We start from the raw sequence: 15,815 nt of genomic DNA, 5'->3' as shown, positions 1-15,815 counted from the left end.
CCGCCGCAGTTCCCGCCATGCACGAGGACGACCACGACTGCTCACCGAGCTGCGGGGCCGCGCTCGCCTTCGCGGCCGACGGCGGCCCGCCGGAGACGCCACACGTCGCGACGCTATTGGATGGCCTCCCCGACAACTGGGATCGGTGGGGCGACGACGACGAGCGCGGCACGCTCAATCTCTTGGGCAGCGCCGAAGCGGCCGCGGGAATGCGGGCCGCCCTCGCCGGTGGCGACGATGCAATCGAGCGATTCACGCTCGGCTTGCCGCTCACCGGCGAGGCGATCCCCGAGGGGTCGACGGCCACCGGTGACCCAGCCTTCCCCGGCCGTGACGTTTCCCGCCGTGACAACACCTCCGACGAGCGCGCGTACCGCGAGGGCGAGCGCGACCCCAGCGCCGGCATGAAGTTCTCCGACGACCGCTTCTCGACGCCGTTCTACCTCCAGGGGACGACCCATATGGACGCCCTCGGGCATGCGTGGTACGGCGACTACCTCTACAACGGCTTCGACGCCGATGCGACGGCTGCGACAAAGCGCTTCGACACGCCCGTCGAGGGGTTCGACGGCAAGGTAGCCGAAACCCGGGGCCACGCCAACGCCTCCATCGCGCCGCTCGCCGACGCGGGGGTCGCTGGCCGCGGCGTCCTTCTCGACGTCGCCCGCCACCGCGACGACGGCGACGACACTCGCCTGCCGATGGGCGCCGAAATCACGCTCGATGACCTCCAGACGACGGCCGATGCACAGGGCGTCACGGTCGCGGAACGCGACATCCTGCTCGTGCGCACGGGGTCGATGGGCCACACCCGCGACCCCGAGGCCGCGTGGAACCCCACCGACGAACCCGGTCTCGCGTTTAGTGAGGAACTGGTCGAGTGGGTTCACGACCGCGATATCGCCGCCCTCGGTGCCGACAACGTCGCCATCGAGCGCGTCACCCAGCGCATCGACGGGGAGACGTACGTCCTGCCGCTCCACGGGGCTTTCCTGCGGAATCTCGGGCTGCCGCTGGTCGAGATGTTATGGCTCGACGACCTCGCGGCAGCCTGTACCGAGGACGGTATCTACGAGTTCCTCCTCACCGCCGCGCCGCTCCATATTCAGCGAGCAACAGGTGGGCCGACGAACCCGGTCGTCCTGAAGGCGACCGACGGCGACTAACGCCGAACCGCGAGTACCGAGAGGTCGGAGAACGCCGTCGCCTCCTTCGAGTCGATATCGGCTGCCAACTCGGAGAGTGACGTCAGTGTCATCGACTCGTCCTCGTGGGTCAACCGCTCCAGGACGAGCGCCTCACAGTCGGGCGCGCCAGCCTCCAGCAATCGGTGTGCGATACGCTCAGGCATCCAGTCATACGGTCGCGGCAACACGAGCAGGTGGCGGTCACCCGCGTCGCGTTCGAGTCGCTTTAGGTCGGCCTCGATGGGGCCGCTTTTATGTAGCGTGACGAACGTCGTCTCCTCCATCGGCGTCCGGGCGCGACTGGCGGCGATCTGCAGCGAGGAAATGCCTGGAATCACCTCGACGGGCGCCTCGACGGCCGATTCGACCTTTCCGACGAACTGGTAGCCGGAGTGGTTCGGGTCGCCCATGAGCACCGCCGTCCCGGTTGCGCCGTCGGCGATGCGGTCGCGGAACGTCGCCAGCACCTCGGGCTCGTCCCGGTAGCCGCAGGTCAGGGCCTCGCCCTCGATTTCATCGCGGACGAACTCGACGACCGTCTCGAAGCCGACGACGATGTCGGCCTCACGGATGGCGCGTACGCCGCGCCGGGTGAGATACTCGGGGTTCCCAGGGCCGATGCCGACGGCGTACACCTCGCCGTCTCCGTCCGGTTCGGGTACGCTGGCCGCGAATTCGGCCGGCTCGTCGGGGAACTCGACCTCGTCGGTCACAGCTCCAGTTCCCCCACTGTCTCACAGTTCGCGTCGCTCTCCGTTCGGCTCTTTGAGGTTTCTACCGAAACTTCGCCATCCCGCACGTCGCTTGCGACGTGTACCAGCTCGTTCGTCAGCCCCGCAGCGAGCCCGCTACCCCCGCGTCGGCCGACGTTCGTGATGGCGGGCACGCCGTGTTCACTGCAGGCTTCCCGCAGCCGCTTGCGGCTCTCTGCGGCTTTCACGAAGCCGACGGGTGTGGCGACGACCACTGCTGGACGGGTGCCCTGCTCGATACAGTCGGCCAGCGCGAGCGCCGCTGTCGGTGCGTTCCCGACGACAGCGATAGCGCCGTCGTAGACGCCCTGTTTGTCCAGTTCGAGCACCGAGGCAGCGGTTCGGGTCATCCCCGTCTCCGCCGCGAGGTCGGCGCCGTTGCCGATGGCCTTCCGCACCGGGCAGTCGTGGCCGCGTCCCGTAATCCCCGATTTGACCATCGTGATATCGGTGACGATGGGTCGCTCCTCGAGCACCGCCTGTGCACCGGCCCGCAGCGGCTCGGACTCGTCCTCGCCGGTGAATCGCATGAGATGCTGGAACTCGGGGTCGCCCGTCGCGTGGACGGCCTTAGCCCGCTGGCGGTCGGCCAGCGTCTCCTGGGGGACGAGCTCGTGGACTCTGTCCATGCTCGTCTCGGCGATCTCCAAGGCGTCCGAGGTCGTCGCGCCGAGATCGGCGTACTCCTCGAAATCGTCGTCCTGTTCGGCATCAGTCGTCATCGCTTGCCACCTCCTCCTGCTCGCGGCTGCGCCGCTCGCTCGTTCCGGAGCCCTCGCTGCGCTCGCGCTCCGTGGCCCGTTCCTCCAGGTCGCCATCGACCCGCAGATTCAGGTCTTTCAGGCGCTCTTCGGTCTCGCCGTCGGCGTCCCAGAGATCGCGGTCGATGGCCTCAAGCAGCGTGTCGGTGATGGATTCAAGCGCCCACGGGTTCACATCCCGGAGCCACTCCTGTCTGTCCTCGTCGAAGGCGTATTTCTCGGCCACGTCGTCCCACAGCGTGTCGCTGATGACGCCCGTCGTGGCATCCCAGCCGAGCGTCACGTCGACGGTCTGTGAGAGGTCGCCGGCGCCTTTGTAGCCGTGTTCTTCCATCGAATCGAGCCACTCGGGATTGAGCACGCGGGCACGCATCGCCTTGCGAACCTTCTCCTCGTTGGTGTAAACGTCGATGTTGTCGGGGTCGGAGGAGTCGCCGACGTAGGAGGCCGGCTCTTCGCCCGACACCTCTGAAACGGCGGTGATGAAACCGCCGTGGAAGGCATACCAGTCCGAGGAGTCGAATTCGTCTTGTTCCATCGTGTCCTCGATTTTGACGGTCGCCTCGACGCTGCCGAGGCGGCGCCGGAAGGCGTCGCGGTCTTCGGAGACGCGGCCCCGTGAGCCGAGTGCGTAGCCGCCCCACTGGACGTACACCTCCGCGAGGTCGGCGCGGTCGTCCCAGTTCCCCTCGTCGACGGCCTTGTTCGTGCCGGCGCCGTAGCCGCCCGGCCGCGTGGTGAACACTCGCGGCATGGCGGCGTCGCGGGCATCCTCCGCATCCAGCCCCTCGGCTTCCAGCTCCTCGGCCTCCTCGTCGACGTGTTTCTTCACGAAGTTCATCTCGTGGGGCTCATCGAGGTCGACGACCGCCTCGACAGCGTCGTGGATGACGCCCGCCGCCTGCGGGAACGCGTCACGGAACAGCCCCGAAACGCGCGTCGTCGCGTCGACGCGCGGGCGCCCGAGTTCGTCCAGCGGAATCGGCTCGACGTCGTCGATGCGGCCCGCGTCGGTCCACACCGGTTCGACACCCATCAGCGCGAGCACCTGGGCGATGGTCTCGCCGCGCGTCCGCACCGTCGGCGTGCCCCACGCGACGACGCCGATTTCTTCGGGATATTCGCCGTGTTCGCTGTGGTGGCGTTCGAGCGTCCCCTCGGCGACTTCTCGGCCGACCTCCCACGCCGACCTGGCGGGCACCTTCCGCGGGTCGAGCGTGTAGAAGTTCCGGCCGGTCGGCAGCAGGTCGACGCCGCCACGGGTGGGCGCGCCGGAGCCCCCCGGCTGGACGTACTCGCCATTGAGTGCGTCCGCAGTCTGGGGAATCTCGTCTTCGGCGCCGAAGACGCCCGGTGCGGCCTCCTCACAGATGAACGAAAGCGCCTCGCGCAGGTCGTCGTGTGCGCCGCCCTGCACTCGGGCGTCGCCGAGCGGGTCGATATCGACCACGAGGAGGTTCATGTTCACCTCGTCGTCGGGGCCCGCTTCCACGTCGGATTCGGGGACGTCGAAGTCCCGTTCCGTGAGCGTTTCGACCAGTTCGACGCTCAGTTCGTGCACCTCGTCGGCGGCCTGCGAATAGGTCATCCCGAGCGTCTCGTCGTACTCGCCGGGCGCATCGAGCATCCGCTGGTAATCGACGCCGAGGACGCCCGCGACGCTCTCGCGAAGGCTGGGCGCGCCGGCGTTTTCGAGCCGCGTCAGCGCGACCAGATACTCGACGAGCCGGTCGTCCTCGGGCGGTTCGCCCATCGTGTGCAGCCCCATCCGAATCTGGGTCGTCTTCACGTCCGTGAGATAGGCGTGGACGCGCTCGACGAGTTCGTCGATGTCGACCTCGTCGCCGGAAACCGCACCCTCCGCGAGCGTCGTCCCCGCTTCCTCGGGCCCGCGGATGTCGGCCTGCTCTCGCAGGTCGCTTCGCTCCCCGCTCGAGCCTCCCGAGGCGCGTGGCGCCTCGCGCTCGTCAATCTCGCCGGCGATGCCAAGCTCGACGGCCAGGTCGAGTTCGTCGATTTGCTCCCGCAGGAGGCGCTCGACGGTGTCGCCGGCGTCGCTGCCGGCCTCTCGGTACTGGTCTGCGAGTTCTTCCAGTTCGGCGAGGTCGTCGTAGGTGCCGGCGTTGGCCATCGGCGGCGTGAGGTAGTCGACGACGGCCGCGTACGACCGCCGCTTCGCCTGCGTTCCCTCGCCGGGGTTGTTGATGATGTAGGGATAGACGTTCGGCAGGTCGGAGACGAGTGCGTCGGGGGCGCTCTCGGCGTCGAGCCCGACCGTCTTGCCGGGGAGCCACTCCAAGGAGCCGTGCGTGCCCAGATGGACGACGGCGTCGGCTTCGAAGGCGTTCCGAAGCCACGCGTAGAAGGCGTAGTAGTCGTGCGGCGGCTGGAGGTCGGAGTCGTGGTACACCTTCGAGGGATCCATGCCGAAGCCACGCGGCGGCTGGACGGTCACGAGGACGTTGCCGAACTCCGCGCCGGGGATGGCGAAGGGCCGGTCGGGCGCCTCGCCCCACTCCTCGACGACGTTCTCGCGGAACGCCGCGTCGGCCTCGTTCCACCAGGCGTCGTACTGGTCGGGCGAGACGACATCGACGGAGAGGTCACGCACGTCTTCGGGTGCGACCCAGCGGTCGTCGAGCGTCAACTGGGCGGTCAGCGTCTCCATCAGCGACTGGCCGGAGTCGGGGAAGCGATTTCCGTCTCGCGGGTCGCTTCGCTCCCCGCTGGACGATTCCGAGGCGCGTGGCGCCTCGCCGAGGTCGTAGCCGCGGGCGCGAAGCTCCGAGAGCAGATTGACGGTCGACTCGGGCGAGTCGAGGCCGAACGCCGTGCCGATGCCGTCGTCGCTCGGCGGGTAGTTGTGCAGGACGACGGCGACCTTCTTCTCGTCGTTCGGCGTGTACCGCAGGTTCGCCCAGTTCACCGCAAGCGAGGCGGCGTGGTCGATGCGGTCGTCGATGGGGAAATGCTGTTTCGGCGCGCTGCCGATACCAGCGGCGTCGTTGGTGCGTTCCTTCCCCGAGATGGGGTGGGTGATGACGTTGCCGTCGAACTCCGGCAGCGCCACGGAGAGGGCGAGTTCGAAGCCCATGACGCCCGTGTCGCTGGAGTCGTAGCGGGAGCGAGAGCGCATCGTCGTGACAGTCTGGAGGACGGGCACGCCGAGGCGCTTGAGGAAGACCTCCTCGGCGTTGCCGCCCTCGTCATCGGCGTCGCGGCCGCGCTCGGCCATCGACAGCGAGAACATGAACGACGAGCAGACGGCATCGACGATGGGTTCGCCGTCTTCCAGGAGCCAGTTGTCGACGACCCATTCGGCGTCGCCGGGCCGCGCCCGGCTGCCCGAGGCATCTTCCGATGCCTCGCTATCCTCCTGTTCCTCGGTGTCGGTCACCGGATTACAGAAGACGGGGAGGGCGTCGGCACCCTGGTCTTCGATAGCCCGCACCAGCGCGTCGACGTAGCGGGTGTTCTCGTGTGTCCAGTGGGATTCGTAAAACCACACCGCGACGGTCGGTTTCTCGGGGTCGAGCGTCGCGCGCAACTCCTCGTAGGAGGCGCCGGGGTGGTCGGGGTGATAGACGCCCTCGGTCGGCAGCGAAACGGGGTCGTCGTACTCCGGTTCGGCAGCGGTGAAGCGGTCGGTCAGATAGCGGACAGCGTTCGCGAGGTTCGCGCTGCCGCCTTTCTCGAGGTACTCACAGACGGTATCGCGGACGCCCGTCGGAACGGTGGTATCCTCGATAGCGAAGGCGTCGCCGGTGGCTTTCACGATGACGGGGACGCCCGCCTCGTAGCAGGCGTCAATCGCGCGGTCGTAGCCCGGCATGCTGTCTTTCGCGCCGTGGAGCCACAACACCACGACATCACAGTCGGTCAGTTCGTCGCAGAACGCCTCGACATCGTCGGGTTCGTCGAGGTCGCTCTCCGAGCGGACGACGAGGTCGCTGTCGACCTCGCCGGCGGCGCGCTGGAGCGCCCCCAGTTCGTTTTCCGTCGCGGTGTAAAGTCCAATTCGGGGCATAATATTGATAAACTCGCGTTGTGCTAATACAACTGTGTTTGATTTCGCCGAAACCAAAAGCGTTTCCACGCCGTTCGGCGCGGTCGTGGGCCAGGCGCGACTCAAGCAGGCGCTCCTGACCGTCGCGACCGACAGCGGGCTCGATGGCCTGCTCGTCTCCGGCGAGAAGGGCACCGCCAAATCGACGCTGGTGCAGGGCCTCGCCGACTTGCTCCCCGCCCAGCGCGCGGTCGCGGACTGTCCGTACGGCTGTCCGCCGGACGACCGCTCTCGGCAGTGTGGGGACTGCCGTGAGCGTGCGACGCTGCCGGTCGAGACGCGGCCCGTCCCGCTCGTGACGCTCCCGCTCGGGGCGACACGGGAGCGCGTCGTCGGCACGCTCTCGGTTTCGGACGCCCTCGCTGGCGAGGCGGAGTTCGACCCCGGCCTGCTCGCGCGCGCCAACCGCGGCCTCCTCTACGTCGACGAGGTGAACCTCCTCGATGACCACCTCGTCGACGTGTTGCTCGACGCCGCCGCCTCCGGCGTCAACCGCGTCGAGCGCGACGGCGTCAGCGTCGCCCACCCCGCCGAGTTCACCCTCATCGGCACGATGAACCCCGAGGAGGGCGACCTCCGGCCGCAGCTTCGCGACCGATTCGCCCTCTCCGTGGACGTGCGAGGCGAACGCGACATCGACGACCGCGTCGCGGTCATCGACGGCGACCTCCACGAGACGCCACCTGGCCCCGACCAGACGGACGAGTACCGCACCCAGCTACGGCAGGCCCGCGAACTCCTGGCCGATGTCGCGCTCACCGACGACCAGAAACGAGATATCGCGGAGCTCTGCGTCGATGCTGGCGTCGACGGCCACCGGGCGGACATCGCGACCGCCCGCGCCGCGTGCGCCCTCGCCGCGCTCGCCGGCCGTCCGACGGTCACCGACAGCGATGTCCGACTCGCGGCTGAGTTCGCCCTGAACCACCGGATGCAGTCGGCGCCGTTCGAGGACGCGCCTGACGCCGACGAAGTCATCGACGACCATTTCGAGGACGAGGAGCCGGATGAAGACGACTGCGACGCGGACAACGAAGCGGACGACGACGCGGGCGCTGAACCCGACGCGGACGCCGATGCGGAACCGGACTCCGAGGAAGGAAGCGATGAACCGGGCGAAGACGCCGATGACGAAACCGATGAGACTGCGGACGAGACGGAGACGCGACCCGAACCGGAGGCTGACGCCGAGGAGCGCCCGGAGGAACGTAGCGACCCCACCGACGCACCCGACCCGCAACCGGGGAGAGCTGATGACGACGCCGACGGAGAGACCGACCCTGACGACGACGAGGACGCGACGCCGCTCCTCCCCGGCCAGCCCCGAGCGGAGGCGGCGACGCCGAACGAGGCGGCTGCCCCTGACATCGACGCGCCGGAGACAGACGGTGGCCACGGGTCAGGACGGGCCGGAAGCGCGCCCGCAGCCAGCAACCGCGGCGCGCGCGTCCGGAGCGAACAGGCTGACGGTATGGCCGGCATCGACGCCGCCGCCTCGGTTCGGACGGCAGCAAAGCGCGGGGCGACCAGCATCGAAGAGTGCGACCTTCGGCAGTCGGTGCGGTCGGGCGACGGCGACGCACTCGTCGTGTTCGCAGTCGACGCCAGCGCGTCGATGCGGCCGGCGATGCGCACTGCGAAAGGTGTCACGCTCGAACTGCTTGAGGACGCCTACACCGAGCGCGACAGCGTGGCCGTCGTCGCCTTCGCGGGAGAGGACGCCGACGTATTGCTGCCGCCGACGGATTCGGTGACGCTCGCGGCCCGCCATCTGAAGGAACTGCCGACGGGCGACCGCACGCCGCTGCCCGCGGGGCTTCGCACCGCGGCGGAAGTCGTCGACCGCGCCGACCCGGAGGCGGCCGTCGTAGTGCTTGTCTCCGACGGTCGGGCGAACGCCGCCGACCGGCCGACCGCCGACACCCGCCGTGCTGCCGAGGCGCTGGCCGGGACGGGTGCCCACCTTGTCTGTGTCGATGCGGGCGAACAACGAGGGCTTCTGGGCGATGTCGTCACCGCGACCGACGGAGACCGCGTCCCGCTCGATGCGTTGACCCCCGAGCGTGTCGAGGAGGCAGTCGCCGACGCCCGCCGATAGTTTTACAACCAAGCTTGCTCTTACTACAAGCAGACTTTCAATGTCGGTAGCAAACGACTCCGTTCGGAACCGAATCGATACCGCTCGTGGGACGCTCTCGCCGACGCAGCTGGGCCTCGGTCTGCTGGCCATCACGCTCGGGCTGTTCCTGCTCGCGTTCGCACAGGAACCGCTCGTCCACGACGCGATGCACAACGGCCGGCACGTCGCCGGCGTCATCTGTCACTGATGTACGACTACCTCCAACGCGGCGCGGTCGCCGGCGCCATCGGCGGCGGTGCCTACGGGCTCTACGTCGCCCTGGTCGGCAATCCGATGGTCGCCCACGCCGAGGAGCTGGCTCACGGAGAGCATGCCCACAGCCACGTCCCAGAGGCCGAAAGCGTCGTGTCGGAGGGCGTCACACACGTCGTCTCAATCGGTGGTAGCGTCGCCCTCGGACTGCTTTTCGGCCTGGTCGTGTTCGGCCTCGCGGGCTATCTATTCGAGCCGGCGCTGCCCGACCGCGGCGGGAGTTACCTCCTCGGCCTCGGCGGCTTTCTCACCGTCTCGGGCGTCCCATGGCTCGTGCTGCCGCCGTCAGCGCCCGGCGTCGAGACGGCGATGTCGACCACCACCGCGCTGTATCTGTACGTCGGGCTGATGGCAGTCGGTGCTGTCGACTGTCTCGGCGCCGGCGCGGCGTATCACCGGCTGAAAACACACGGCCGGCCAGCTGCGGTGGCTGGCGGCCTCGCCGTCTTCGCGGTGTTCGTCGGGAGTGCCGTTCTCCTCGCTCCGTCGCCGGCCACTGAGAGCGCCGTGCCCGCGACGTTCGAGGCGGCCTACGTCGGCAGCGTCATCATCGGCCAACTCGGTCTGTGGGGAATCATCGCCGCTGCTCACAGCCGTCTCGGTTCGGCTCCCACCCCGGACGCGCCGAGCGTTGCGCCAACGGCGGCCGATTAAAGGCCGATCTCCAGTTCTATCTCGTCGTAGCTCACGAACGGACGCCGCGAGCGGCCGGTGCGTTCGAACTCGACGAAACCGTGTTCGCCGAGCGTCCAGAGGTTGTCGTGAACCTGGCGGACGTCACGTTCGACGATGCGTGCCGTCTCCCGGATGCTGGCCGGCTCTTCTTTCGCGATAGCCCGGAGCAGTTCGATGGTTGTCGGCCGACAGATGAGCGCGGCCTCCTCGGAGTCGAGCAGCCGCGTCTCGGTGCCGTTCGGCCCGGAGAGTCGCAACGCTATGTCACTCATACCGCGCTCTGAGGGCTGAAAGAATATAACGTCGTGTCTTGGAACAACACTACGCGAACCGGAGCGCGTAGCGACCGCGAACCGTCCCGTCGTCGTGGTACCGCACCGGCTCTTCGACAAGCACGCGGCGGTCGCTGTCTACTGCAGCGGCCGTCAGAACCCCATCAGCATCCGCTTCCGCGACGAGTCCGTCTTCGATGTCGAACAGTTGCCAGCCGTGGACGGACGGGTCACGGTCACGGAAATGCTGGGCGACGGGCACCAGGAGGCGGTCGCCGTCGGTGGCGATCTCGTGAGAGAACCCGCCCACCTCGGCGCGCCACTGCTCCGTGCCCGACAGCGAGTAGCCGAACGCCGACTGTTCGTTCGGGTGGCGCTCGTCGGTCTCGCGACCCTCCTCGGGGAAGGAGTTGCCCGTCAGAAAGACGACACCCTCGTCGCTCGCGTGGACGTGGTTCGGGTAGGTGTACACCGAATCGCCCGTTTCCCGCTGGGCGCCGAGCGGAACGCGCCACTCCGTCTCGCCGTCGACGACCCGGTAGCCGTGGTAATCGGCGTGGCTCGTAACGACGAGCCCGTCGTCCGCAGCCGCCACGTCCCCGACGCGGCGCGTCGCGGTTCGGTCGGCGTCCCAGGCCCACCGTTTCTCACCCCCTTCCGAGAGGACGACGAGGCCATCGTCGTGCTCGCCGGGACAGCGGTTGTACGCCACCGCGACGCCCTCCTCCAGCGCCGCAAGCGAGATGGGCGAGGCGTCAGCGTCGTAGCGCCAGCGGACGGTTCCGTCGGGTGCGATCGCGTACACCGCGCTTTCGAAGTGTCGCTCGCTGCCGTCTCCGTCGCTCGCAGTATCACTCCGCCGCTCGTAGCGCCGGACGGCGACGTAGGCCGTCTCATCCGCGACCACACTGTCGACGACCATCGGCAGGAAGAACCGCGTCTCCTTGGTCGGGCCACCGATGACGTCGGCGGCGTCGTGGCGCCATCGTTCTTTGCCATCCCGGATGAAGCGAATCCCTCCGCGTGCCGACCGCTCGCCGACCAACACGCCATCGGCGAACGGGACGAGCGTGATAGCGCTGCCCGACCCCTCGACCGCCCACCGTTCCGCGCCCGTCTCCTCGAAGGCCCTGACGCCGCCGTCAGCGAGCCCGACGACGGGGCCCGCGTCGGTCAGCGTGACGCCCGAGCGACGGCCGGCCTGTCTGGAGCCACAGGGGTCGAGATCGCCGAGCGGAACGCGGGTCGCGGCGTCGCTCTCACTCATCGACGGGGAACGCCTCGTGGAGCGTCTCGTGGGCCTCGCCGAGCCCATCGAGGACGCCCTCGCCGTGGGTCAGGAGCCGGTCGAGGGCACTCTCGGCATCGCGCACGGCGACGAGGCGGCCCCGGAGGTAGTCGTGTTCGGGGGCGGCCGCGTCGCTCGCGGCGACCGCCTCTTCGAGTTCGACGAGGGCGGTGTCGAGGTGCCGGCTGCAATCGGCGAGCGTCCCCGCCTCCGCGAGCGCCTCGATGTGCGGCTCGGGGGTCTCGCCGAGTTCGTCGCGTGCGTGTTTGCGTGCGGCCTCGTCGCCGAGGCCGAGGCTGTTCATCAGGCCGAGCCGGAGTGCTTCGATTTCGTGGCAGGTCATGCGTGTTCAGAGGGTCTGTGAGACCAGATCGGAGACGATGCGGTCGCGGTCAAGCGACGAAGCGATGCGGCTGGCGTCGTCGGGCGCGACGTCGCCGTACCAGACGCCGTCGGGGTAGACGGCCACGTTCGGCCCTTCGCCGCAGCGGCCGAGACACGACGACCGGGTGATACGAGCGTCGACGCCGTGGTCGCGGACGGCCTGTCGGACGCGTTCGAGCACCGTCGCCGCGCCGTCGCCCGCGCAGGTGCGGTTCGTACAGACCGCGACGTGTTTGTCGGGCGCGTCGTGGACGTGCGGTTCGTCGTCGATGTCCGAGCGGTCGGCGTGGGCGGCCTGATGGGTCATCGCGCGCAACATCGCGCGGGCGCCGCCCGCTTCCTCCTCGAAGCCGTCCATCTCGACCTTGTATTTGCAGGTGTCACACGACATCGAGACGTCGCCCGCGCGGGCCTCTTCGAAGCGGTCGGCAAGCACCGCAAGCAGTCGCTCGTCGGTGCCCAGCGGCTCCCCTGAATCGGCGTCGACGTAGGGGTAATCGGCGTCGAACTCCGCGGCGCCGTCGTGGATGCGCTCGGTGAGCACGCCGTCGCCGAGCATGTACGGCAACACGACGACGGCGTCGGGCCGCCGCTTGGCGACGGTGTGGAGCGTCTCCTCCAGCAACGGTTCGGTGACGCCGATGAACGACGCTTCGACGCCCGCGAACGCCCGGCCCTCGTACAGCAATCGCGAGAGCTTGTGGACGTCACCGTTCGAGTCGGGGTCGGACGACCCGCGGGCACAGACCACGACCACGACATCGTCCTCGGTGCGGTCGACGCCCAGCCGTTCCTCGACGGCGGCCGCGCGTTCATCGAGCAACTCCACGATGGCGGGGTGGACGCCGAGGTGTTGGCCGCTGTGAACCGTCACGTCGTATTCGGAGCGGGCTTCGTTGACGATAAGCGGGATATCGGCCTTGACGTGGCTGGCCGCGAACAGCGACAGCGGCAGGACGGTCACGTCCGAACCCGACGGCGCGAGCGAGCCGATGGCGTCGCCGATGGACGGCTCCGCGAGTTCGAGGAAGCCGGCGTCGACCGGCATGCCGAGCCGCCCTTCCAGGTCGGCGGCCAGCTCCCGCACCTGTTCGTTCGACTTCTCGCGGCGCGAGCCGTGTCCGGCGAGCACGACGGCCTCGGCATCCAACATCAGTACCCCTCCGCCTGCTCGACGCTCCGGCGGAGCTTGCGCCGCCGACTCGGCGCGAACAGCCCCGTGTTCTCGCTGCCCTCGTACACCCACTCGCCAAACGCGGGCGCAGCGTCGTCGTCGACGCCGAACCAGTAGCCGCCCGAGGCGGTCTCCGAGAGGTCGCCACACGGCGCTTCGACCGGCGCGGCCTCGATGAGCTTCCGCGTCCGTTCGAGCAGCTTCCGGTCGTCGTGGACGAAGGAGATGCCGACGGTGCCGGCGGACGATTTGAAACAGACCGTCCCGCAGCCCTCCAGCAGCCCGCGGAGCAGCTGGCGGTCGTGTTTCGCGAGCGCGTCGAGCCGGTAGCCGCCCGAATCGCCCTCGAATGGGAGGCCGAGGGCGGCGGCCGCGCGGTCACCGACGCCGCCGAGTGCCTGCACCGTGTAGGTGTCCTCCGACCGGGTTATGGCGGTGTCATGGGCGTACTCGCGGTCGACGATGCGGTGGTCGATGCCGTCCGCGCCCGCGACCGCGGCGAGGCGTTCGGCGGCCGTCTCGTCATTCGTTCGCACCGTCACGCCGTCTCCGGTCACCTCGCCGTCGCCGATGACGCGGCCCCAGAAATACGCCGTCTCTGGGTGGGCATCGAGGAGGTTCTTCGGCGCGCCCGTCTCGACGCTCATGGCTCCACCTCACGAACCGAGATAGCGTCCACCGGACACGCGGCGGCGGCCTGTTCTGCGTCCTCGCGGTCGTCATCGTCGAACGTCGCCGTGAGCCGTCCACCGTCGCGGTCGGCATCCGGCAGCGTCACGAGGCCGTCCTCGGCTTCGGCGAAGCGGCCGTCGCGGACGAGACAGGCGAAGATACCATCGCACGCCTCCAGGTCGACCGATACGCGGTACTCACTCATGGTCAGTAATCGTATTTCGTCTCGTAGCCGCGCGGGGTGACCATCCGGTCGTCCCACACGTAGGTGTCCTCGTTGCCGACGACGATGGTCGTCGTCATGTCGATGATATCCTCCTCGCCGAGTTCGGGCAGCGTCCCGAGGTCGGTGATGAGCGTCTCCTCGTCGTCGCGGGCCGCGCCGTGGACGATACCCACCGGCGTGTCGGGGTCGCGGTGTTCCAGGAGGATTTCACAGCAGCGCTGGAAGTTCTCCCGGCGCTTGCGGCTCCAGGGGTTGTAGATGGAGATGGTGAACCCTTCCGGCGCGATGGCGTGCAGCCGGGACTCGATTTCCTCCATCGGCGTGAGGTGGTCGGACAGCGACACCGAGACGGTGTCGTTGACGAGCGGCGCGCCGAGTCGGGCGCCACACGATTGGGCCGCCGGAACGCCGGGAACGACCTCGAAGTCGACTGCAGAGGCGGTACCGCCCTTCGATTCGAGGATTTCCAGCGCGAGGCCGGCCAGCGCGTACACGTTCGGGTCGCCGGAGCCGACGATGGCGACGTCGTTGCCCGCGAGCGCACGGTCGATGGCTTCCTCGGTTCGGGAGACCTCGCCGCACATCGGCGTGGAGTAGATGTCCTCGGCATCGTCGGTGATCTCGTCGGGCACGAGGTCGATGTAGGTCGTGTAGCCGACGATGTGTTCGGCGTCGGCCAGCGCACCCTTCGCGCGGCTCGTCATCCCCTCCGGCTTGCCGGGGCCGAGTCCGACCGCGATGAGTCGGCCGGGCTCGCTCTCGAAGTCGTCGACGGTGGCGCCGACCTCTTCCTCCTCGGAGCTGCTGGAAGCGCCACAGCCTGACGAGGACGAACTCGACGAGGAGCCGCCGCACTTGCTCTCCGTTTCGGTCTCGGTCGTCGAGGCGCCGCATTTCGATTCGGTTTCGGTGCTCGCTTTCGAGGCGCTCTTGGCCTCGCTCGCGCCGCATTTGCTCTCGGTCGATGCGTCTGTCGTGGTGGTGTCGTCAGTGCTCATTCTCAGAAATCCTCCACCTCGCGGCCGCCACGCGGCGTCACGAGGAACTCGCCGTGGTCGTTGCGCCACTCGTGGGATTCGTGCGTGCCCACGAGGATGCTGGTGCCCATGCCGCCGACCTTCTCGTCGTGTTCCGTCGCCGCACCGAGCGTCGTGATGGTGTGCGTTTCGTCCTCCAGATTTCGGCCCGCCTCGCCGCGTCCCGCGTCGTTGAAGATGGCGACGGGGACGTCGTCGGCCCGCTCCTCGCGGACGACTTCGATGGCCCGCTCGTAATCGCGCCAGCAGTTATAGAGGACGATGACGAACCCCGAAATCGCGGCCGCTCGTAGCTTCTCGGCGATCTCGTCCCAGCCGCGCCACTTGTCGGACAGCGAGATGGTGCAGAAATCGTTCGACAGCGGCGCGCCGAGATTGGCCGCCCCGCCGAGCGCCGCTGTGACACCGGGGACGACCTCGATGGGCACGTCGTAGGCCTCTTCCTCCTCGGCCATCAGGAAGATGAGGTCGCTCTTGCCGTACACGTTCGGGTCGCCGCCGGAGACGTGGGCGACGTCCTGGCCATCCCGGACGCGCTCGAAGGCCTCCCGCGCCAACTCGATTTGCTGGCCCATCGACGACCGGACGATCTCCTGTTCGTCGCTGGTCGGGGTGGCAGCAACCCCGCCATCAGTTGCGGCTTCCGGCGGAATCGTTCCATCCTGCCTGAGGAACTCCTGATAGAGGTTCGACGCGATGACGCAGTCGGCCGTCTGAATCACGTCTCGGGCCCGCTGGGTCATCGCGTGCGGCAAGCCGGGGCCGATGCCGACGATGTAGAGCGTGCCGTAGTCGTCGGTGTCGGCATCGGTTTCGCCGCCACTGCGGTCGCTCATTTCGAGACCCCCCTGCGGTCGGTCTCGCTGCTCGCGGTTCCTGCGTCACCGCTCGCACAAGCCGAGGCCTCGCTCCGCTCGTCCTCGCAGCTC

General features: G+C 68.5%; 15 protein-coding genes. 4 read left to right on the top strand and 11 right to left on the bottom strand.

The genetic code is table 11. The features are described 5' to 3' along the window. Positions 1 to 17 precede the first annotated feature (17 nt). Positions 18 to 1,166, top strand: coding sequence for a cyclase family protein (locus tag ACI8UR_RS04425; RefSeq protein ID WP_411715533.1), 1,149 nt, complete (start codon positions 18 to 20; stop codon positions 1,164 to 1,166). Here ACI8UR_RS04425 and ACI8UR_RS04420 read toward each other — a convergent pair. Genes ACI8UR_RS04420 through ACI8UR_RS04410 form a run of 3 tightly spaced genes read right to left on the bottom strand, consistent with a single transcriptional unit; the run spans position 1,163 to position 6,727 of the window. Continuing rightward, entirely contained in the window at positions 1,163 to 1,900 is a 738-nt protein-coding gene (locus tag ACI8UR_RS04420) for a cobalt-precorrin-7 (C(5))-methyltransferase (protein WP_411715534.1), read from the bottom strand. The two genes, ACI8UR_RS04425 and ACI8UR_RS04420, sit on opposite strands and share 4 nt — an antisense overlap. After that, positions 1,897 to 2,661, bottom strand: coding sequence for a precorrin-8X methylmutase (locus ACI8UR_RS04415; protein WP_411715535.1), 765 nt, complete (start codon positions 2,659 to 2,661; stop codon positions 1,897 to 1,899). The genes ACI8UR_RS04420 and ACI8UR_RS04415 overlap by 4 nt, the downstream gene beginning before the upstream one ends. Then, the gene (locus ACI8UR_RS04410; RefSeq protein ID WP_415087595.1) at positions 2,651 to 6,727 is read right to left on the bottom strand and encodes a cobaltochelatase subunit CobN; all 4,077 of its coding nucleotides are present in this window, start codon (positions 6,725 to 6,727) and stop codon (positions 2,651 to 2,653) included. Before ACI8UR_RS04410 ends, ACI8UR_RS04415 begins: the two co-directional genes overlap by 11 nt. A gap of 34 nt (positions 6,728 to 6,761) precedes the next feature. On the opposite strand from ACI8UR_RS04410, the gene ACI8UR_RS04405 reads away from it, so the two are divergent. The 3 genes from ACI8UR_RS04405 to ACI8UR_RS04395 are packed head-to-tail and all read left to right on the top strand — an operon-like array spanning position 6,762 to position 9,812. After that, on the top strand, positions 6,762 to 8,864 hold the full coding sequence (locus ACI8UR_RS04405; RefSeq protein WP_415087594.1) for a VWA domain-containing protein: 2,103 nt from the start codon (positions 6,762 to 6,764) through the stop codon (positions 8,862 to 8,864). Between the two features lie 40 nt (positions 8,865 to 8,904). Further along, entirely contained in the window at positions 8,905 to 9,093 is a 189-nt protein-coding gene (locus ACI8UR_RS04400) for a CbtB domain-containing protein (RefSeq protein WP_411716076.1), read from the top strand. After that, positions 9,093 to 9,812: a CbtA family protein gene (locus tag ACI8UR_RS04395; protein ID WP_411716075.1), complete on the top strand. Its 720-nt coding sequence runs from the start codon at positions 9,093 to 9,095 to the stop codon at positions 9,810 to 9,812. Before ACI8UR_RS04400 ends, ACI8UR_RS04395 begins: the two co-directional genes overlap by 1 nt. On the opposite strand, the gene ACI8UR_RS04390 is transcribed toward ACI8UR_RS04395, so the two are convergent. From ACI8UR_RS04390 to ACI8UR_RS04355, 8 genes are read right to left on the bottom strand one after another with little or no spacing between them, the layout of a single operon-like run. Continuing rightward, entirely contained in the window at positions 9,809 to 10,105 is a 297-nt protein-coding gene (locus ACI8UR_RS04390) for a hypothetical protein (RefSeq protein ID WP_411716072.1), read from the bottom strand. The two genes, ACI8UR_RS04395 and ACI8UR_RS04390, sit on opposite strands and share 4 nt — an antisense overlap. Positions 10,106 to 10,154: 49 nt before the next feature. Then, the gene (locus tag ACI8UR_RS04385) at positions 10,155 to 11,372 is read right to left on the bottom strand and encodes a transcriptional regulator (RefSeq protein ID WP_411716071.1); all 1,218 of its coding nucleotides are present in this window, start codon (positions 11,370 to 11,372) and stop codon (positions 10,155 to 10,157) included. Next, positions 11,365 to 11,736, bottom strand: a complete 372-nt coding sequence (locus ACI8UR_RS04380; RefSeq protein WP_411716070.1) for a DUF3209 family protein — start codon at positions 11,734 to 11,736, stop codon at positions 11,365 to 11,367. The genes ACI8UR_RS04385 and ACI8UR_RS04380 overlap by 8 nt, the downstream gene beginning before the upstream one ends. 6 nt (positions 11,737 to 11,742) lie before the next feature. Next, on the bottom strand, positions 11,743 to 12,930 hold the full coding sequence (locus tag ACI8UR_RS04375) for a CbiX/SirB N-terminal domain-containing protein (RefSeq protein WP_411716069.1): 1,188 nt from the start codon (positions 12,928 to 12,930) through the stop codon (positions 11,743 to 11,745). Beyond that, complete coding sequence (locus ACI8UR_RS04370) at positions 12,930 to 13,598, bottom strand: cobalamin biosynthesis protein (protein WP_415087593.1); 669 nt, start codon at positions 13,596 to 13,598, stop codon at positions 12,930 to 12,932. Before ACI8UR_RS04370 ends, ACI8UR_RS04375 begins: the two co-directional genes overlap by 1 nt. Continuing rightward, entirely contained in the window at positions 13,595 to 13,828 is a 234-nt protein-coding gene (locus tag ACI8UR_RS04365) for a ferredoxin (protein WP_411715188.1), read from the bottom strand. Before ACI8UR_RS04365 ends, ACI8UR_RS04370 begins: the two co-directional genes overlap by 4 nt. Before the next feature lie 2 nt (positions 13,829 to 13,830). Then, on the bottom strand, positions 13,831 to 14,847 hold the full coding sequence (gene cobJ, locus ACI8UR_RS04360) for a precorrin-3B C(17)-methyltransferase (RefSeq protein WP_411715189.1): 1,017 nt from the start codon (positions 14,845 to 14,847) through the stop codon (positions 13,831 to 13,833). Between the two features lie 2 nt (positions 14,848 to 14,849). Further along, positions 14,850 to 15,722, bottom strand: a complete 873-nt coding sequence (locus tag ACI8UR_RS04355; protein ID WP_411715190.1) for a precorrin-3B C(17)-methyltransferase — start codon at positions 15,720 to 15,722, stop codon at positions 14,850 to 14,852. Positions 15,723 to 15,815: the final 93 nt, after the last annotated feature.

The organism is Natronomonas sp. (assembly GCF_047616845.1).
In the GTDB taxonomy this organism is placed as follows: domain Archaea; phylum Halobacteriota; class Halobacteria; order Halobacteriales; family Haloarculaceae; genus Natronomonas.
The sequence above is the reverse complement of the archived record's forward strand: the minus strand, read 5'-3'. Positions and strand labels throughout refer to the sequence as shown.